The following is an 18,506-nucleotide window of genomic DNA, read 5'->3' as shown; positions in this document are numbered from 1 at the left end:
GATCAGTTGAGCCTCCAGCCCCTTTGTGCTATACTAACAGGCACAGGAGGGCATTCTATGGAGAAAAAATGCTATGTCGCTTCCCAGCAGACAAAATGGGCTCTGGCTGCGGCGTTAAAAAAATTGATGGCTCAGAAGCCTTTGGAGAAAATCACGATCTCAGAGCTCACCGACCTATGTCATATCAAGCGGCAAAATTTTTACTACCATTTTGAGGACATCTACGACCTGATGCGCTGGATGTTTCAGAATGAAGCCGTATCTCTGCTGGAGCGACGGGAAGGAGCTCTCCTGTGGCGGGAGGGCCTTTTGGAGCTCTTTCACTATTTACAAAGCAATCGTGCAGTCTGCCTTTGCGCGCTGCGCTCTCTGGGCCGTGGGCATATCCGCCGCTTCTTTGAGGAACAGCTCCATACCATCATCTCACAGACCATTGAAGGCTTTCTTCCCGACCTGCAAGACCCATCGTCCTCAGACCATGTGGCTCTTCTGGCCCACTTCTATGTGGTGTCCTTGGCCAGCGTCATGGAGAGCTGGCTATTGGGAGAGATCGATCAGACTCCGGATGAGCTGATCAATTTTATCAGCACTGTTTTGGAAGACCACCTCCGGGGAGCCGCATTACGCCGAGGGCAGATCTCCTCTATCCCTTCTGGCGATCCCTCTTTTCCAAGAGGCTGCTCCTTAGAAGAGGAATAATGCAAAAAACGTCCCGGAACTGTGATTGTTCCGGGACGTTTCCTATTTCGATATCAGGTTGACCAGACAGCTGCCCCTCGCGCGGATTCTCTTTGTGTTTCAGTCCCAATCCGCTTCCCAGTCAATGATCGCGCCGGTTACGGCATCAATTTCAAACTCATACTCCATCCAGCCGCTTCGCATCTCACCTTCGTACAGCACACGCCCGTCGTCTACCTCCAGCTTGAAGTCAGTGTAAACCCCTGTGGTACCGGCAGCCTGTTCCACGATCTGCTTTGCCTTGGCCTCACCGATGTAATCGCTGTCCGTGGTGGAGATGGTGTACCACTCAATATCATAGTCAAAGCCCAGGATTTCCCCCGTAGCCGCGTCGATCTTGTAGTCGTACTCCTTATTTTCAGAGAAGAACTCTACATCATAGACCCGTAGTCCGTCGTCATAGTCCAGCTCCGCATAGAGGAACACCGTGTCCTTCGCCTTCACACCGGCATGGTCCAGAGCGATCACCTTGGCCTCTTCGGCGCCGATATCGCCGCTAGCCTGGGCCGGGGTCCCAACACCCATGTACCATTCAACATCATAGTCAAAACTCAGGATGTCTCCACTGGTTGCGTCGATCTCGTAATCATACTCCTTGTTGCCAGAGAAGAATTCCACGTCATATTCTACACGTCCATGGTCATGGTCCAGCTTGACATGGATCCAGGAGAGTTGGGATGCCTCTATCCCGGCGTGGTCAAGGGCGATTTCTTCCGCCCTGGATTTCCCGATAAAGTCTGTGTCAGCAGTCTGCCAGGGGCGGGATGCATTGGCACCCATTACGGGGGTAAGCAGGGCCCCAGTCACCATTACTGCGGCGGCGCAACCCACCAAAGTCTTTGAGAATGTCTTTTTCATTTTTATGTCCTCCGTCAAGTTGTTATTTCAGCAATTTTTGGGGGGCTGATTTGCTGTTCATCTATATAACGCACGACCCTTCCATTTTATTGCACCAAAAGAAAAATTTTTTCTATCGGCTCCATTGGCCCGAAGGTCTGCGCAGATCCCTAGCTGATGGCACGATTATATCGCAAATTCGGAACTGAATAAATAAGCGGTGGTGGAGTCTCTGATTTCATAGCGAAAGCAAAATACGCAAGAATACCCAAAATGGTTTTCAGAAGAATAACAAAACCCCGGAGTCCTTTCAACGCAAGGATTCCGGGGCGTAAAGAGTACAAAAGACGGTTAAAGCCGATATTTTTTCAGAAACGAAAATAGCCGCCCATAGGGCGGCCCCAAATCAAAGCCCAACGCAGTGGGTTCGATTTGGAAAGGAGAAGCAAGGGAGCGGGCGGATGACGTCTTTTTGTGCCGTGGACATAAAAAGACGTCGGAGCAAAGCGGACTTTGCTCCGACGTGGTGCGGCTGACGGGAGTCGAATGGGCATTTTTTCTTTTTATAGTCTTTCATTATATATCACAATCCCTTGTGCCCCAGCGGGTACAAGGATTTTATTTAATTTTCCCATTCTCCTTTTTTCATGACTTTTCATAAAAACAACGGACAAATAACGGACAAATTTTCATGTTAATCGGTAGCAGATACACGTCCTAACCTGACATGCCCATAACTAAGATTAGGGGTGTTATGTCATGTATGATAAACTTTTTTGTGTAAAATAGAGAACTTAAAAAATGCAGCCGAATATTAAACCATTTTATTTGAATTAAAATCCATTATCTTATCAAATTTCATCATTTAAATTGCAATAATTCAATCTGTGATTACAACATCCAATATTTTAAATTTCTAATCGTGTCAATACAAAAAAACAGAAACTAGATACAGCCACTAGATATAGTGGACGAAAACAAAACCGATTGCTAAAATATACTCAATGAACACAAACCAATGTTCGATACTAAAAAAGGAGTATGATTGTATGAGAATGAGAACCATCGAGCAAGCCGCCGACTATGTACGGGAGCATGACCCCGGCACCGCCTTAACCAAGACTGCAATCCGACGGAAGGTGCTATCGGGTGAAATTCCGTCTACCAGGGCGGGAAAGAAATATCTGCTAGATCTGGACACATTGGAGAAATTTCTTTTCACCCCCTCCCCTACTCTCAACAGCGGGATTAGACCTGTCAGGGGGTGAACGAATGATTGAGAACAAAAAAGAAGCCCGGTCCGGTGCTGGAACACCGAACCAGGCAGAGGAAACAACGGCCACGGACAATGACCAGAAGTTTTCCCAATCCAATGATACCACGAAGCAGGAGCGGGAGCAAGCGGGATTTGTTTCCCAACTTCATGACCGGACAACAGAAGATCGGCGGTGATTGAGTGCCAATCGACTTTAAAGAACTGAAAAGGGAAGATTGCCGCACGGTGGCCCGCCGCCTGGGGCTGGAACTAAACCGACAAGACAAGGTACGGTGCTTTCTACACGCCGGGGACAAGAACCCCAGCTTACAGGTATACGCTGATGGCTGGAAGTGTTTTGGTTGTGGTGAGCATGGGGACGCTGTTGACCTTGTGGCCCGGTATCGGGGTATTTCTAAAGGAGCGGCCGCACAGTGGATTGTTGACACAATGGGGATACCCCAGCCGATAGCGGCGCCGACACCGAAAAAAAGCAGTAGTTCAGACTATGGCAAATTCGAGCGGGAGCACATTTATCCCGGAGGCCAACTAAAACACGTTGTATACAGAAAGGCGAATGGAGGAAAGTCCGCACCGTGGAAACATCTTGAAAACGGGGTATGGCTTGATAAGCGACCCGAAAACTTGTTTCCCGTACCGCCGCTGTACTACCGCCGGGACAACCTCCCGCCCTCTGTCTTTCTGGTGGAAGGGGAAAAGGATGTTGACCGCCTGGAGAAAAACCAGAAAGCGGCAATCAGCTTGCCAGATGGCAAAGACAGCAAATGGTATTCCGAGTATCAGCCCTTTTTCTCTGGCCGGAATGTATATATCATCCAGGACAATGATGAACCTGGCAAGCAGTACGCCCAGCGGATGGCGGCCACGCTCCAGGGGATCGCCAAGAGCGTTTATGTGCTGGACTTAACCAAAGTATGGCTGGAACTGCCTACAAAGGGCGATATATCCGATCTGCTGGACTATATGGGCGACGATGCGGGAATATTGGCGCTTCTTCAACTCGCACAGGATGCGCCGGAGTGGGAGCCAAGTCAAGCGCCGGGAACCGTAGAACAAGGGCGGAAAGTAAAGGCTGCCTCTGAATTTGGTGAGGACAACACAAAATTCCTGTGGTATCCGTATATCCCCATTGGTGACTACACTGTTATGATGGCGGACGGCGGAACTGGAAAAACAATCCTCTGCTGCGGAATTGCGGCAAGTATTAGCGCAGGGAAACCCCTGCCCGGTGACGTGTTCGCCGGGGAGAAGGAAAACGTGCTCATTATCTCCGGTGAGGACAGCGGCGAGGTTTTGAAAAGTAGACTTAAAAAATCCGGGGCAGACCTTAACAAAGTATTCATTCTCGACCGGATAGATTCCGAAGGAATGAGCATTTCAGAACGCTATGACGAATTTGAGGCTACGTTTTTACAGTGCAAGCCGGCCTTGACGGTGCTTGACCCGTGGCATTGTTTTCTTGGGACAAACGTGGATATTTCAAGAATTAACTCCCTGCGGCCTGTACTGCAAAAATTGTCCAACCTGTGCAAGAAATGCGATTGTGCTATGATTTTAATTTCTCATGTCAACAAGAGGGAGCAAGGGGCAAACGCCAACAATGCCGCTATGGGATCAGCGGATTTAATCAACGCCGCCCGCTCCGCTTTCCGTGTAATTTTCGACGAAACCGACGAAGATTGCAGAATTATGGTACATACCAAATCAAACTATGCCTCTTATGGGCAGTCGGTAAAGTATCGGATTGTTGATGGCGGTGTGGAGTGGGCTGGATTTTCCGACATTACCCGCCAAACACTGGAATTAGCAGCAAGGCGCAAGTCTACGCCGGGAGAGGTCATTCAGAATACGTCGGAAAGAGATGTAGTCAACAACTCTTTGATTTTGGCGCTTGAATCGGCCGCAAACCAGTTTGTCCCCACACGCTACTCCTATGATGAATTTAAGAAACTGCATGGAGATCTGATTTTTGGGGGATGGCAGCCAAAACGTGCGCTTGATGGAGTGAAAGACCGCCTCGCCGATGATGGATTTTTTTTGAAAACCTGTCCTGTAAAGAAAAGCGGGAAAATGGCAAACGGGTTTATGATTCAACGCATAGATACTAACATGCCAGAGCAAGTCGGTTTATGAAATAGCAGATAGTTTTGTATGGATATGTTTTTATAAACTTTATAAACCTCATATACCGAAGTATGCAAAGTTTATGAAGTTTATGAAATTACGCCCCAGCAAAATAGTACATGAAATCATAAACCGTGAAAGGAGAACGATATGGACAGCATTGAAAAAGAAGTATTGAAATATTTGGAAATGGACGACTTTGAAACCTGTTTACGCTGCTCATTCTATCCCGGCGGCGGCTCCTGGATGTGTTATGCCCCGTGGACTGATTTGCAGATGGAGGATGATAATATAAACCCTTGCCGGGAGGGTGTATGTCTTTACCTGTCCGGGAACCCAGGCCCACACCTAAAGAAACTTTTGGAGCGGGATATTGACTATGTCTGGATAAGGGAAGAGGGCGAGTTTGTGGCAAAAGACCCTGATGTGAAAACCAATGCGCTCCGTCAACGGATAAATGGGCGCTAAATCGCAGAGAAAAGGCCGAGCGGGAGAGTTAGAGCTTGCCCGGCTTCTCCAGGGGTGCGGCTACGATGTACAGCTGGGACGGGCGGTGAGTTATGGGGCTACCCGGCATCCATATCGAGTGCAAGCGGGCGGAGCAGCTGCGACCTTATTCCTGGCTGGAACAGGCGGAGCGGGACGCTGTGCGCTTTGGTGATGGCCTCCCCACTGTATTCTTCCGCCGCTCCCGCTCCCCGTGGTTGGTGGTGATGAAGCTGGAGGACTGGCTAAAGATATATCGAACCCAGAGCGAACCCAGAAAAACCGCCCCCAGCGAATGAGAGCGGCCCTGTGGCGGAGTGTGGACTTGTCAATCACATTCTACCATGAAAGGGGCCGGGTATCAATGACCAATGAAGAACTGGCGAAGGAGATCCAGAGCGGGGATAGGGACAAGTTGCTGGATTTGTGGGCACAGGTAAAGAGATTCGCTCATAATTTGGCCTACAAATGGACTGTGGCCCTCAATGGGCGGGGCGGGCTGTCTGTGGATGATTTTGAACAGGCGGCCTTTCTCGCCCTTCTGGAAGCCCTTGAAGGCTGGCGGCCAGAGGGCGGGGCATTTCTCACATGGTACGGCTTAAAGCTGAAAGGGGCCTTTTCCGAGGCGGCAGGGTTGAGAACACAACGGGCCAGAAGGGACCCGCTCCAAAACTGTATCTCTCTGGATGCGCCAATTACAGACAGCGAGGGGGATACATTGTCACTGGCGGATGTGCTGCCAGACCCGGAGGCGGAACAGGTCATAGAAAATATTGCGGAGTGTGACCTGCGCTATGCTTTACACCGGGCCTTGTTGACCCTGTCAGAGCCACAGCGGCGGGCCGTGGTACTGCGGTGTTGCTATGGCTTTACCCTGGATGAAACAGCGGTCAGAATGGGAACTACCAGGACAACGGCCAGATCAGCGGAACAAAAGGGCCTCCGCCTCCTGCGGCATCCCAGGAACAGCCAGAGGCTAAGAATATACCGTTAAAATCGCCAGAAAACGCTAATATAATTGAGTTTGATAACGTATTTAGGCATAAAAGCAGAAGGGGGTGGAGGTGTGTATTTTCGCTGTAACGCTGGTGGATGGAATAAAACCCATGAACAGGTGGAGCAGACACCCCGAATAGATAGTTTTGAGTTGGCGTTTACCCATGCCTGGGGCGGGCTATTCTGTGGTGGGAAATACCTGGACATTTACCAGGAAGATGACTTTTGCGAGCTATTCCCTCCAAGCGGATACAAGATCAGGCTATCCCACAAGCGCAACGGCTACGGCGGACAGCAGACTTTTTTCCTCTGCCCCGGATGCGGCCAGAGGGTGCGATATCTGTATTTGACAGGACAGAGAGGTTTCTTGTGCCGGAAATGTACCAAGCTGAATTACAAAAGCCAGCAGCAGACAAAGGACGGCATGGTGGACTACTGGAAGGGAATGGAATACGCAAAGCGATACCTGACCCTTCCGCCGTGGCCGATTGATGGATTTTCTTTTTTAGGTTTTCGTCCAGACAGGCCAAAGGGGATGCACGAAACAACATACCGCCGCCATCTGGTCCGTTTCTCCCGATATCAGCTCCGACACGGAAAGCGGCTGATGGAAGATCTGGCCCGGATATGCCGATAGTACATCCCCCCACCCCCTACCCCCTGGGAAATACCACCTAAGGGACCGGTGAGGGGAACTTTTTCCAACTCTACGACACTATGCAGGAAAGGGGGAGCCACCTACATTAGGCAGCTCCCCTGTTTCATTCCGTATACTCCCCCTCTCCCAGCAAATCGTAGTGGGCAGACTTACCAACACCACAGCGCCCCCTTAAAGTGGGGGAAAGGTGCAAGAGTTGTCAATGAACTGCTAGCTAGGTACCCATGCGCCCAGGGTCATCTACGGCGGTGTGACCAGCAGGAGCTGGCTTTCTTCCAGAGAGATGCTTGTTAGGAAACTATCCAGTTCCTTAGCGGTCTGCTCTGAACTTCGGCCTTGGAGCAGATCGTTAGTCTCCAGCATGACAATCAATAATCTGTATCTGTATCTGAGGGAAAGTTGGGAACATCTGTGGAGATCTTTTGGCCATTTCTCCCATGTTGCAGACCATCCAGCCAGTTTCCATGGCCAGAATATCCACCCAACGCCCGCCCGCATCGTAGCGCCCACCAAAATATCTCCGTGTATAGCCGTAAGTGTTGAAATCGCCGAAGCAGATGGCTTTCATTTTGCCGCATTCCCTTCCTTGATTATCTATGCATCGCATGATACACTTTATCGCAATGCCCTTTGCAAAAACGAATTGACGGATTTTATGACCGAACGGCACCAACGGTTCTACTCCCCCATTCAGGGTATGCGTTTTCACATGGCTGGGGTGCCCCTCTTTATTTTCCGCTTCTCTGTACACGTACATCATAGCCTAAAACTTTGTGCACTTACTGCTGTGGGTAATGGAAATCTTTTTTAGTCCCCAAAAGTGAGCCACTTTATCTGCAAGCATTGAAATATACAGGGCACCTCAAGTAAACGTCAAAAGAGAAACAGACGAGAAATCCGCTGCTCATCTGTTTCTCTTTTGACACGCACCTTACTTTGCAGCGGCGGGGCTGTCTCGGTACAATTCTTTGCCTCTGTCGAGGCACTGGAATGTCAGAAGGCACACTCAGAGCATCTGGCTCACAGACTCTGGTCAACATATAAAAAAGAGGGCTTTCCTATATGTTGGAGCCGGACCTATTTTATCAAGTTAATGTCTCTAATGACAAAAGAATCAAAGCAGCCTTCGGCCAGAAGCGTTCGGGATATTCAGCTCTTCCCGATATTTTGAGACGGTGCGCCGAGAAATAGGGCAACCCAGCGCTGCCATTGACTCGCACAGGCTCTGATCAGACATGGGATGGGCCTTGTTCTCTTGGTCCACCAGTCTGCGAAGAAGCGCATGGGCCGCAACGACGCCTACTTCCCTATGGGCCGTGTCATAGGTGCTCGCATTGCGGGAAAAGAAGTAGCGCATGGGAAAGACACCCTGGCTACATTGGAGGTATTTCTCCCGTACGGTGCGGCTAATCGTGGATTCATGGAGATCCAACTTTTGTGCGACCTCGGACATCTTCATGGGTCTTAGGGCCTGTGGCCCGTATAAAAGAATGCCTGTTGCCCGTCTACGATTGCCTGTGCACAGCGGAGGAGGGTGCTCTTCCGCTGCTCTAGGGCTCGGAGGACACCTTCGGCCTGGTGGAACTTCTCCATCAGATATCCCTTCACTTCGGGATCCTCTGATTGCCCCATCAGAGCCTGGTAGTTTCGACTGATGTGAAACACAGGATGGTTCTCGTTCCTTAAGCGGACGACCAGGTGCCCATCCATTTCCTCCACGAACAGATCTGGTAGAATGTATGGTACCTGTGAAGGGCGCTCAAAAGGGGCTCCCGGACGGGGCTCTAACTCATGGATCACTCGTTCTGCCTGCTGTACCTGTTTCACAGAGATGGAAAGCTTAGTAGCAATGGAGCGATAATGCCGTTTTGCCAGTGCCTCCAGATGGCCTCTTACAATCTCAAGAGCGGGTCCTCTTTCATGAATTCTCTGCAGTTGAAGTTCCAGACATTGAGAAAGATCAACGGCTCCGATCCCCGCCGGCTCCAGCGAGCGCAGAAGTTCAAGACAGGGTTCCAATTCCTTCACAGAGATCGACAGGTTGTCCGCCAGTTCACATAAGGGGATGCGCAGATACCCATCCTGATTTAAACAGGCGGCCAAGTAGCGGACCCGTTGAGCAGTATCTTCATCCAGTTTCAAGGGATAGAGTTGCCGTGAAATAAATCGGAACAGAGTTTCCTCCAGACCACCCTCGTGTCCTACCCGGGCTAAAGGATCAAATTCTTCCTCCTCCACACGTTGATAGTAATAGTTTTGTTGATCATTATCTTCCAGCCAGTTCAGACGGTCGAGCAGCCGGTTATCCCGGCTTTGTTCCATTTCGGAAAAGTCCTCGTTGAGCTCTACCATAGGATTCTCCTGGGCCAGATCTCGCAGGTATTCCTCCAGTTCCATCGTGCTCATCTGGAGCAATTCCAGGCTCTGCAGCAACTGCTGATTCAGGGCTTGGACCTGCTTTTGGATCAGTTCCATCTCTGCACCTCCTTCTCCATTGTTATTATAGCAGATTCTATTTTTTCTACAATAGAGGACAACAGGGGGGACTGGTGAGCTATATCTATCAAACATCCGGTCAGGATAGAAAGTAGGATTACACCCTCCGACAGGACAAAAACCGCATCGGAGGGCGTGAAGGCCATATTTAGTTGTGCTTTATCCAATCACCGGATACCAGTTTTTAAGTAAGACATGACTTGTGCCCTGTCCATTCCGGCGATTCCAAGCTCCTCCATGGTGTATGCATCCTGATAAAAGTTTCTTCCGCACACAGCACAGAGTATGTTGGCCAGGGCCGTATGAACATCATTGCGAAAGCCCAGTTGCTGCAAAAAGGTAGCAGTAGGGATCAGGCCATAGGGTACATCTTCCGTTACATAGCGATAGTCCATCGTTGTGGGCATTTTACTGTATGCAAAATGCGGCAGAGAGTGCTGCAACTCTGAAACAGTATCTCCCTTCGCCCCCTGATGCCCATACCAGCTTTGGATGATCTGCACAAGGGAGGGTACATTCATCCCTTCGATCTCATTGAGCGACTGCCGTTCTTTATTAAGCGCATCCATTAAATTATCCAGAGAAGGAGCCGTGACGCACTCGCGATAGAAGAGCCGGTCTTCTTTGTTATCGATACAGGCAGCATTGAGCAACATCAAGGACGTGTGCAGTGTTGTGTTAATATTGGAGAGGCCGGTTTCAATCACATTATTGTACGGTGTGATATAGGGATACAGGCTTTGCAACCGCTGAAAAGCGGGCTCACTACCTTGGCTGGGGAAGAAGGCAACGCCTAAACCATGCTTATAGCCGCGGACCCAGACGGAAGATGGAGTTTTTTTGCGGCACGCGTACATCATACAGGAAAATTCGGCGAACCAGACCTTGGCGGGAACGGAAAGAAGATATTCCTGAGCTGTATCAGTACTATCTCAACCTGTTCGACCACTCCCTGTATGTGAGACTTAAGGACTCTTTCACCTATGCTTTCCAGCCTGCATTCACCTATTCCTACCCTGGAAATGTCCGTGAGCTTGTCAACATTGCGGAAAGGTTCAAATCTCTGCTGGATCCGCAGCGAATCGGAGATGAGAGTTACCTTCGACAACTTGTCCAGGAGTGTCTAAACACAGAAGAAGTCGAAAAAATTGAGGCCGCACCTTGTCTTGAACTGCCTATCAGCGGAGATTATGAGAAGGATATTCACCAGGCGGAGCGGGAAATCTTGCGGCATTATCTGGACAGTGCGCAGTGTTCTATGACGCAACTTGCCAAACAGCTGAACATGAGCCGCACTACGCTCTACAACAAGCTGAGGGACCAGCTCCAGATATCCAAGGACGAGTGACCATGGGCTGTACCACATTCCGGAAGGGTTGAAACAAGCGTCAAAATGAGATTTACAGAATTTTCAAAAAAACTATGGCCTATGAAAAAGGGCACGGCAACATAGCGTCGTCAGGCCAATTTTCCCTTATTGTATCATTGGGAAAAACTTTCGTATAGATTAGATTCAATCTCTGGCTTGAACCTCTTTTGGCATTGAAACTACCCCATACTTGGTTTGTTTCTTAACGTTGCAAGCTTGGCTATGATCTCTGCGGTCTTTTATCGATTATGAAGTTTGCCGCCTGCACTGCGTTGATGAGTATTTTCAATTCTAGAACACTGAAGCTATGATTATCTAGATAGTACGACTTCTCATGACCGACCATCGCAGATATCACCTCAAACCTGTACCGTTTCTTTTATAAACGCTGGAAAGCATTGATATTTCAAGTTTTTCAAATGCACATACCAGTTTAGCCCGTGCCTTAACCCTCTACTAGCGAGGGGGCGTTATCTTTGTTTTGATTGAACGCCTCGTTTACAAGTGGTTATTGTATTTCACCTTGGCATAAATATCCATTGTTATTTTCTGTTTTCATGGCCTGCCAGATATTGTGCTGTCTTAGGATCAACAGAAGCGTAAATGAGATTGGTGATATATGTGTGACGTAATTGGTGTGGTGTTACCTGAAAATCAAGGCTATGTAATAACCCTACCGTTGTGATCAAGCTTTCTCACCCAAGATTGGCGTTACAGTTTTCGTGATTTTCAGTCCATTAATATCTCTGACTTAACTTTTTGCCCTAAAAATTTTTTTGTAAGCGTCAAGTATAGTAACGGGTAGACAGACATGAGAGAATAGTGGTGGAACGTTTTGAGACGTTCCGCCACTATTAACTATTAGGCGGTGTATCCAGATGACGAGCAATGAACTGAAGCACCAGGCAAAGACTCAGGAATGGGGATTGGCAACACAGGACTACCGGAGCAGCGGGCTGTCAGTACGGGAGTGGTGCCGCCAGCAGGGTATCACGCCAACAACATATTACCGATGGGAAAGAGAGGTTCTGTCCGATATAGGTAGGAAAGACGCCGAGGGACGTTCTGGGAGCACATTTGTAGAACTGCCAGCACCGCAACCATTGCGAAATAATTCGGAACGTACCGCTACACTTAACATTGGGAGTAGCGGCATTGATCTGTATCAGGAAATGGGGCCGGAATTGCTGCGGACCCTGGTGGAGCTGCTGAGACAATGCTGAACGATTTTACCGGAGCAGACAAGGTCTACATCGCCTGTGGATATACAGATCTGCGCAAAGGGATCGATGGTTTGGCCACGATGGTACAGCAGCAGTTTGAACTGGACCCGTTCAGCAATACGCTGTTTCTGTTCTGTGGGCGAAAGCGGGACCGAATAAAAGGGCTGTACTGGGAACAGGATGGCTTTATCCTCCTCTACAAGAGGCTGGAGCAGGGAGCGTACCAGTGGCCGAGGTCCGAAGTTGAGGTGAAGATGCTGACGCCACAGCAATACCGCTGGCTTATGGAAGGGCTGAAGATTGAGCAGCCCAAAGCACACAAAGCATTAACTGGTCTGAGTATGATATAGCATTAAAATTGGATGCTATTTTCTCGAAGCTCCTTGAAAATACTGGTATTTCAAGGGGCTTTATGTTATAATGGAAACATGAAAAATGAAGTGAACATTACCACAAGCGACACGGAAATAGTGACCATTTCCCGTGCGGAATATGAGTCTCTGAAGGCGGAAAGAGACGACCTGAACCAGAAGCTGGACTGGCTGATGGAACAGGTGCGTCTTGCCAAAAAGAAGGCCTACGGGGCATCCTCCGAACAGACGAAGGAGGAGGTGATTGGCCAGTTGAGTTTCATGTTTGATGAGACGGAGGCGTGGCTGTCTACCAGAAGGACTGCCACAAGAGAAATCAGGGTTACCGCTCATACCAGGCAGAAGCGGTCCTCCCGTGCGGAGGAGGCTCTGCCTGAGAACGTCCCCGTTGAGGTGGTGGAACACCGCATCCCGGAGTCTGAACGTAACTGTCCTGAATGCGGTACGCTCATGACAGAGATTGGGACCGAAGTACGCCGTACTCTGGTAATGGTCCCTGCCCAGGTGAAGATCCGGGAAGATGTTTATTTTACATATGCCTGCCAGAACTGCAAGCAGACGGGGAGGGAAACACCTATCCTGAAAGCCGAAAAAGAGCCTCCCCTGATTTCAGGCAGCTACGCCGCCCCGGAGGCTGTGGCCCACATCATGGTGCAGAAGTTTGTGATGTACGCTCCGCTGTACCGGCAGGAACAGGAATGGAACCGGGCCGGGGTAATGCTCTCCCGGCAGACGATGAGCAACCGGGTCTGCGGGTGGCGGAGGACTGGTTGCGGCCCATCTACGACCACCTGCACCGGCAGTTGCTTCAGCGCGAGGTTCTCCATGCGAATGAAGCAACCCTGCAGGTGCTGAAGCTGGAAGGGCGGACAGCCAGGAGCAAGTGCTATATGTGGCTGTACCGAATCAGCGGAGACGCCGAACACCCCATTGTCCTGTATGAGTACCGACAGAACCGAAAGGCGGAGAATGCCGAAGCGTTCCTCAAGTGCTTTACGGGCTGGCTCCATGCGGATGGTTATTCCGGCTACCACCGATTACCGGAAAACATCCGGGTAGTTGGCTACTGGGCGCATCTGCGGCGAAAGTTTGACGAGGCGGTGAACGCCTTGCCAAAAGAGTAGCAGGTTGGCTACACGGCGTTGGAGGGACTGCAATACTGTAATGCTCTCTTCGCCATTGAAAAGGAGCTGGCGAATCTGCCGCCAGAAGAACGTTATATCCAGCGTCTGGCTCGGTCCAAGCCGGTGATGGACGCTTTATTGGCATGGGCGGAAACGAAAACCGCCTCGCCCAAGTCCTCTTTGGGAAAGGCGCTGTACTATCTGCGTGAACAGTGGCCATATCTAAAACGCTTTTTAGAGGACGGGCGTCTGGAAATAAGCAACAGCCGGGCGGAGCGGAGCATTAAGCCCTTTGTGATGGGGCGGAAGAACTGGCTGTTCGCCAATACGGAGGGTGGCGCTCAGAGCAGCGCCATTGTTTACAGCCTGATTGAAACGGCCAAAGAGAATGATCTTGATCCATACCGGTATCTGGTCTATATATTTTCTAAGGCGCCAGGACTAGCAGCCACCGATAAGGACTGGGCGCCAGGACTAGCAGCCACCGATAAGGACTGGGCTTCAAAACTGACACCAGGCAAGGCCCTAGCGCGGTGCCGAAGGCTCCAAAAGAATTCTACAATATGATTCTTTGATGGACTGACTGAAAGGTTGGTCCATTTTTTTAGAGATTTTCTACCAAAGGGGAACTACAGAACCTCACAGGTAAACCCTCCCATCCTTTATGCTTTGCATGAAGGGAGGTGAGGAAAATGTTGGCAATATTTGCTGGAACAAAACTGCGTGAGGTACGGGAACGACAGGATATGCCCCAGGCTGAATTGGCGGCCAGAGCAGGTACGTCCGTCCGTTATGTCCGTGCCCTTGAAACAGGCAAAAAGCGCAAAGCGTCCGCAGAACTGCTTTACAAATTGGCGATTGCACTGGATGTCCTAATGGAAACATTCATGCAGCACCAGCCAGAAGAACACGACAATTTTTACTATGAGTGAGAGGCAAACCGTGCATTGCTATGAACTGAACGAAATCATATGAGGAGGAGATGGTATCATGACAGATTCTCAAGTAACTTGCAATCTGCTTTACCAACTTGGAATATCCCCGCATTATAAAGGTTTTTTCCATACCGCCTACGCAGTGTCGTTGTGCATGGAGCAACGGGACAGACTTCTGCTGGTGACAAAATGACTTTATCCTGATGTTGCCAGGAAATACGGCGCACAAACTGGAAAGCAGTAGAACGGAATATCCGAACTGCATCCACGATTGCCTGGAAACGCAACCAGCCACTATTAGAATCTCTGGCGAAAAGGCACCTTGACAGGCGTTCGTGTTCCACTGAATTCCTCGCGCTTCTCTTCCACACTGTCCTGTTCAATGAACCTCAAAAATCTCCTGATCCTTAATTCTACAAACTCTCTTCATTCTAACCAGAAGTGGAGGCGGGCTATTTTGCTCACTTCCATTCCTTTCTCGTTTGACGCTTACTGTACGGAAAGTCGGCACCTGTTCACCGATCAGGTGCCGACTTTCTTGCTCATACGTCACATTGATATACGTGATAATTTTTGCCACAGGACAGTTTATCCCGTTGCTCCAATTCCCCACGGAATGTACTCATCATTTCCCATTCCAAATCCTTCACTCTTTGTTTTTTCACCAGATGCAACCGCAATAATTTTTTCAAAAATTTTCTTCCCAACTTCCTCTAGTGTGCAGTCACCATCAATAATAGCACCAGCATTAATATCCATATCTTCTGGCATTCTGTTAAACAACTGTGAATTTGAGGCTATTTTAATTGTTGGGAAATATTGAGAGCCATAGCACGAACCCCGTCCAGTAGTAAAAACACATAGATTGCATCCCCCCGCAAATTGTGCTGTAGCGGAAACCGGATCGTAGGACGGTGCATCCATTATCACCAGGCCGCGTTCTTTGATTTCTTCCGCATAACCATAAACTGCATTAAGGGGAGTATTTCCTCCCTTTTTTACACTGCCCATGGCCTTTTCCAAAATATTGGTCAGCCCTCCAGCATTATTGCCTGGCGTGACCTTTCCGTTAATCTGCATATCTTTGCCCTTACAGTACTCCACCCACCACTGAAGTGCTGCTAACAACTTTTCACCAGTTTCTTTAGATTTGGCACGACGGATCAATACACCTTCTGCACTAAACAACTCCGTTGTCTCCGACAGACATGCAGTTCCTCCATTTTCCACAATAATATCCATCGCTTTTCCTAGTGCAGGGTTTGCCGAAGCACAGGAAAATGCATCTGATCCACCACATTGAAGGCCAATACTTAAATTCTCTATCGAAACCTCTTGTCGCTGAAACGCATTGGCTATCGGCAGCATCTGTTTTACAATTTCAATTCCCCGTTTCACTGCTTCTGGGGCTCCCATATCTTGGATTGTCAACTTGTGAAGCATCGGTCCTTCTTCCAGTTTTTCCATTTCAAAAAAGGAATCAATATTGTTATTTTCGCAGCCTAATGCACACACCAGCGCCCCCGCCATGTTGGGGTTTCGTATATGACCAGCAATCACTCTGCGCAGGTAGGTCATTGCGAGAGCATTTCCCTTTTCCATACCGCATCCTAATGTAGTAACAAGTGGCACAACACCATCCACATTGGGATAATCCTTGAGAATCTCAGATGTAAAGTATGCCGCAATCCGACGGGCTACTGTTGCTGCACAATTGCTCACCACGGGGATTGCAATATAATTTCTGGTCCCTACCTTTCCATTCTCTCTCAAAAATCCCCAAAAGGTCCTGCGCTGCTCTGGTGGAAGCAGCTTCACTGGATGATAATCTGCACAAAAGTCTACTGACTGGTTTACCGCATCAAATTTAATCTCTTTATTGTGCATATGGGTACCTGGTACCACATCATATGCCGCATACCCAATCATCGTATTGTACTTAAACACAGGCGCTCCCTTTGCTATAGTACAAATCGCCACTTTATGTCCCAACGGAATATCGCTCTGTATCACGATGTTCCATTCCGGCAAAATTGTTCCCTGTTTAATGGGTACCCGAGCCACTGCTACATTATCGTGTTCATCCATACGGATAATCGGGCTTTTTTCTTTCATATTACTCATAGGCACCTTCCCCTAGCCATTTAAGGTTCTGCTAATACGGTCATGCAGTGCCTTTCCATCGGCATTCCATCGTTCCAGCAAATATTTCATTTGGTCCCCCAGAGAAAAGTGGTGCACACCCAGCTCTATGTACCGCTCTGCAGCCTCTGGTGTCGGAATCTCACAGCGCACTGCAATCCCATGCTTTTGGGCAACTTCGATCACCTGTTTCTCAACTTCAAATATCTCGTTCCGATGGTCTTTCAGGTCCATCCCACGGCTCATGGCATAGTCCGATGGTCCAAACTGAATCATATCTACCCCATGGATGGAACAAATATCTTCAATCTCGTCCACTGCACTCTTTTTCTCAATCATAAATGCCCGAACAACTTCCCGTTGTCGCTGAGCGTGCTCCATCTGGGAAAGGTATGGCTGGAAGCCAATAAACCGGCGATTGGGATAACCAAACAGCCCACCATCTTGAACGGTCTCGGGAGTCACCAATCTTATGCTTTCTTCTACCTCTGCCGCATTGCGACAATCAGTAAACAAAATTGCCTGTACACCAGAAGCGATTGCCTTTTGTGCCACATAACCGCGGTTTTGGAAATCCACTTTCATCATCAGGCCTATATTATGTAACTCTGCCGCACGAGCCATATTCTCTAGGTCAATCTGAGAAAAAGGGGTATATTCCCCTACAAATTCCACATAGTCATAATTACCCGTACTCCCCACAGCTTCAATCATTACCGGCCATGTACTCCAGATTCGTGTTGCTACACTAGACCCATTGTCTTGTAGCAAGGCTCTCAAACGATTTGTCCTATTTACCATACTCTTTCCTCACCATTCCAAATTGCAACGCTTCTTATCTACAACAGCGAGTGCTTGACGAATCTTTTCTTTCTGTTCCGCCGTTACTTGCTCACTGGGCTCACACATTCTCTGGTCCATGAACCCCAATAGTGAACAGGCTGCCTTACAAGCTGCAATTCCATACTTAGCATAGCTAAAGGCGTCTTGTGCCTCCAGCAAAAGCGCAGAATATACCTTTAATTTCTCAATATCTCCCGCTTTTGCATAGTCATATACTTTTAGGCAAATCTCCGGTACAACAGGCCCAATATTAGGAATAAACCCATCCGCTCCCATTAGCAAGCTTACACCTGCTAGCTGGGTCATCCCCTGGAACAGCATAAAGTCTGTTCCCTTAAAATGATTCAAGCAGCGAAGAAATTCCCCAAATTGTCCACTTGTATCTTTATATCCTACCACATGATCAAATTCTGCCATCTTAAAAACTGCTTGGGCGGAAATGGTGTTTCCTGTAAACGGAGGAATGTTATAGACAAAAATATCTGCCTCTGTATATCTCGCTATTTTCTCGATATGGCGGATTGTCTCATCTGGAGTAGAATGACGTGAATAAAATTCTGGTGTTACCACCGCAGTCAAGCCACCCATTTGTTCAAATGCTTTTACATTGTCAATAACACGGGTTGTGCTTGTATCCATACAGCCGGCCAGCACAGGAACACGTCCCGCCACATGGTCTAAAGTAATTCGTATAGCACGATTTCGCTCTTGTTGTGTTAATCCCAAGCACTCCCCATTGGTTCCACAAACAAAGATCCCATGTAGTCCCTTTTCAATACAATAATCAATCAATTTGCGCAACGCCTTTTCATCTACTCGCTCGTACTCATCTATGGGAGTTGAAATTGGCGGAACTACTCCGTAAATCTTCTGTTTCATGGTCATAAA

General features: G+C 48.8%; 22 protein-coding genes and 3 pseudogenes. 17 read left to right on the top strand and 8 right to left on the bottom strand.

The window, feature by feature from the left end:
• Window positions 1-57 precede the first annotated feature (57 nt).
• Window positions 58-699 (top strand): TetR/AcrR family transcriptional regulator, encoded by a 642-nt coding sequence (locus WKS99_RS05655; protein WP_147571480.1) that lies wholly within the window; start codon window positions 58-60, stop codon window positions 697-699.
• A 99-nt stretch (window positions 700-798) separates the two neighbouring features.
• Here WKS99_RS05655 and WKS99_RS05650 read toward each other — a convergent pair whose 3' ends face one another.
• Window positions 799-1,596, bottom strand: a complete 798-nt coding sequence (locus tag WKS99_RS05650) for a PepSY domain-containing protein (protein ID WP_147571482.1) — start codon at window positions 1,594-1,596, stop codon at window positions 799-801.
• Window positions 1,597-2,624: 1,028 nt separating this feature from the next.
• Here WKS99_RS05650 and WKS99_RS05645 point away from each other — a divergent pair.
• From WKS99_RS05645 to WKS99_RS05615, 7 genes are all read left to right on the top strand, one after another.
• Entirely contained in the window at window positions 2,625-2,843 is a 219-nt protein-coding gene (locus WKS99_RS05645; protein WP_340405495.1) for a hypothetical protein, read from the top strand.
• 4 nt (window positions 2,844-2,847) lie between these two features.
• Window positions 2,848-3,027, top strand: a complete 180-nt coding sequence (locus WKS99_RS05640) for a hypothetical protein (RefSeq protein ID WP_340405494.1) — start codon at window positions 2,848-2,850, stop codon at window positions 3,025-3,027.
• A gap of 4 nt (window positions 3,028-3,031) precedes the next feature.
• Window positions 3,032-4,984 (top strand): AAA family ATPase, encoded by a 1,953-nt coding sequence (locus WKS99_RS05635; protein ID WP_340405493.1) that lies wholly within the window; start codon window positions 3,032-3,034, stop codon window positions 4,982-4,984.
• A 141-nt stretch (window positions 4,985-5,125) separates the two neighbouring features.
• Window positions 5,126-5,443 (top strand): hypothetical protein, encoded by a 318-nt coding sequence (locus WKS99_RS05630; protein WP_340405492.1) that lies wholly within the window; start codon window positions 5,126-5,128, stop codon window positions 5,441-5,443.
• A 92-nt stretch (window positions 5,444-5,535) separates the two neighbouring features.
• The gene (locus WKS99_RS05625) at window positions 5,536-5,760 is read left to right on the top strand and encodes a putative PDDEXK endonuclease (RefSeq protein WP_340405491.1); all 225 of its coding nucleotides are present in this window, start codon (window positions 5,536-5,538) and stop codon (window positions 5,758-5,760) included.
• A 65-nt stretch (window positions 5,761-5,825) separates the two neighbouring features.
• On the top strand, window positions 5,826-6,455 hold the full coding sequence (locus WKS99_RS05620) for a sigma-70 family RNA polymerase sigma factor (protein ID WP_340405490.1): 630 nt from the start codon (window positions 5,826-5,828) through the stop codon (window positions 6,453-6,455).
• Window positions 6,456-6,527: 72 nt separating this feature from the next.
• Window positions 6,528-7,094, top strand: a complete 567-nt coding sequence (locus tag WKS99_RS05615; protein ID WP_340405489.1) for a hypothetical protein — start codon at window positions 6,528-6,530, stop codon at window positions 7,092-7,094.
• Window positions 7,095-7,464: 370 nt separating this feature from the next.
• Here the strand turns inward: WKS99_RS05615 and WKS99_RS05610 are convergent, their stop codons facing one another.
• The 3 genes and pseudogenes from WKS99_RS05610 to WKS99_RS05600 all read right to left on the bottom strand — a co-directional run bounded on the left by WKS99_RS05610 (window position 7,465) and on the right by WKS99_RS05600 (window position 10,471).
• Complete coding sequence (locus WKS99_RS05610) at window positions 7,465-7,875, bottom strand: hypothetical protein (RefSeq protein ID WP_340405488.1); 411 nt, start codon at window positions 7,873-7,875, stop codon at window positions 7,465-7,467.
• Window positions 7,876-8,229: 354 nt separating this feature from the next.
• A pseudogene (rpoN, locus tag WKS99_RS05605) lies at window positions 8,230-9,590 on the bottom strand (RNA polymerase factor sigma-54).
• Window positions 9,591-9,778: 188 nt separating this feature from the next.
• Window positions 9,779-10,471, bottom strand: coding sequence for an NAD/NADP octopine/nopaline dehydrogenase family protein (locus tag WKS99_RS05600; protein WP_340405487.1), 693 nt, complete (start codon window positions 10,469-10,471; stop codon window positions 9,779-9,781).
• On the opposite strand from WKS99_RS05600, the gene WKS99_RS05595 reads away from it, so the two are divergent.
• Entirely contained in the window at window positions 10,441-10,959 is a 519-nt protein-coding gene (locus tag WKS99_RS05595; protein ID WP_340405486.1) for a helix-turn-helix domain-containing protein, read from the top strand. The genes WKS99_RS05600 and WKS99_RS05595 overlap by 31 nt on opposite strands.
• Before the next feature lie 519 nt (window positions 10,960-11,478).
• Here WKS99_RS05595 and WKS99_RS05590 read toward each other — a convergent pair.
• Window positions 11,479-11,701, bottom strand: a pseudogene (locus tag WKS99_RS05590) (tyrosine-type recombinase/integrase); the annotation flags it as partial.
• Between the two features lie 157 nt (window positions 11,702-11,858).
• On the opposite strand from WKS99_RS05590, the gene tnpA reads away from it, so the two are divergent.
• The 8 genes and pseudogenes from tnpA (at window position 11,859) to WKS99_RS05565 (ending at window position 15,044) form a co-directional block, all read left to right on the top strand.
• On the top strand, window positions 11,859-12,203 hold the full coding sequence (tnpA, locus tag WKS99_RS13455) for an IS66 family insertion sequence element accessory protein TnpA (RefSeq protein ID WP_445297942.1): 345 nt from the start codon (window positions 11,859-11,861) through the stop codon (window positions 12,201-12,203).
• On the top strand, window positions 12,197-12,553 hold the full coding sequence (gene tnpB, locus WKS99_RS05585) for an IS66 family insertion sequence element accessory protein TnpB (protein ID WP_340405485.1): 357 nt from the start codon (window positions 12,197-12,199) through the stop codon (window positions 12,551-12,553). The genes tnpA and tnpB overlap by 7 nt, the downstream gene beginning before the upstream one ends.
• A 78-nt stretch (window positions 12,554-12,631) precedes the next feature.
• Window positions 12,632-13,429: an IS66 family transposase zinc-finger binding domain-containing protein gene (locus tag WKS99_RS05580; RefSeq protein WP_340405484.1), complete on the top strand. Its 798-nt coding sequence runs from the start codon at window positions 12,632-12,634 to the stop codon at window positions 13,427-13,429.
• A pseudogene (gene tnpC / locus WKS99_RS05575) lies at window positions 13,330-13,983 on the top strand (IS66 family transposase); the annotation flags it as partial. The gene WKS99_RS05580 and the pseudogene tnpC, both read left to right, overlap by 100 nt.
• 12 nt (window positions 13,984-13,995) lie before the next feature.
• Window positions 13,996-14,265 (top strand): transposase domain-containing protein, encoded by a 270-nt coding sequence (locus WKS99_RS13450; protein ID WP_445297950.1) that lies wholly within the window; start codon window positions 13,996-13,998, stop codon window positions 14,263-14,265.
• A 125-nt stretch (window positions 14,266-14,390) separates the two neighbouring features.
• Window positions 14,391-14,630 carry a helix-turn-helix domain-containing protein gene (locus tag WKS99_RS05570; RefSeq protein ID WP_340405483.1) on the top strand — a complete coding sequence of 80 codons (240 nt, stop codon included), beginning with the start codon at window positions 14,391-14,393 and terminating at the stop codon, window positions 14,628-14,630.
• A 58-nt stretch (window positions 14,631-14,688) separates the two neighbouring features.
• A complete protein-coding gene (locus WKS99_RS13445) occupies window positions 14,689-14,826 on the top strand; it encodes a sporulation initiation factor Spo0A C-terminal domain-containing protein (RefSeq protein WP_445297941.1) in 138 nt (45 codons plus the stop codon).
• A 23-nt stretch (window positions 14,827-14,849) separates the two neighbouring features.
• Window positions 14,850-15,044 (top strand): sporulation initiation factor Spo0A C-terminal domain-containing protein, encoded by a 195-nt coding sequence (locus WKS99_RS05565; RefSeq protein ID WP_340405804.1) that lies wholly within the window; start codon window positions 14,850-14,852, stop codon window positions 15,042-15,044.
• 177 nt (window positions 15,045-15,221) lie between these two features.
• Here WKS99_RS05565 and WKS99_RS05560 read toward each other — a convergent pair whose 3' ends face one another.
• The 3 genes from WKS99_RS05560 to WKS99_RS05550 form a co-directional block, all read right to left on the bottom strand.
• Window positions 15,222-16,757, bottom strand: a complete 1,536-nt coding sequence (locus WKS99_RS05560; protein WP_340405482.1) for a UxaA family hydrolase — start codon at window positions 16,755-16,757, stop codon at window positions 15,222-15,224.
• Window positions 16,758-16,769: 12 nt separating this feature from the next.
• On the bottom strand, window positions 16,770-17,489 hold the full coding sequence (locus tag WKS99_RS05555; RefSeq protein ID WP_340405481.1) for an aldolase/citrate lyase family protein: 720 nt from the start codon (window positions 17,487-17,489) through the stop codon (window positions 16,770-16,772).
• A gap of 96 nt (window positions 17,490-17,585) precedes the next feature.
• Window positions 17,586-18,497 carry a dihydrodipicolinate synthase family protein gene (locus tag WKS99_RS05550; RefSeq protein WP_340405480.1) on the bottom strand — a complete coding sequence of 304 codons (912 nt, stop codon included), beginning with the start codon at window positions 18,495-18,497 and terminating at the stop codon, window positions 17,586-17,588.
• Window positions 18,498-18,506: the final 9 nt, after the last annotated feature.

This window comes from Flintibacter sp. HCN-6482 (assembly GCF_037892565.1).
GTDB lineage: Bacteria > Bacillota > Clostridia > Oscillospirales > Oscillospiraceae > Lawsonibacter > Lawsonibacter aceti.
The sequence above is the reverse complement of the archived record's forward strand: the minus strand, read 5'-3'. Positions and strand labels throughout refer to the sequence as shown.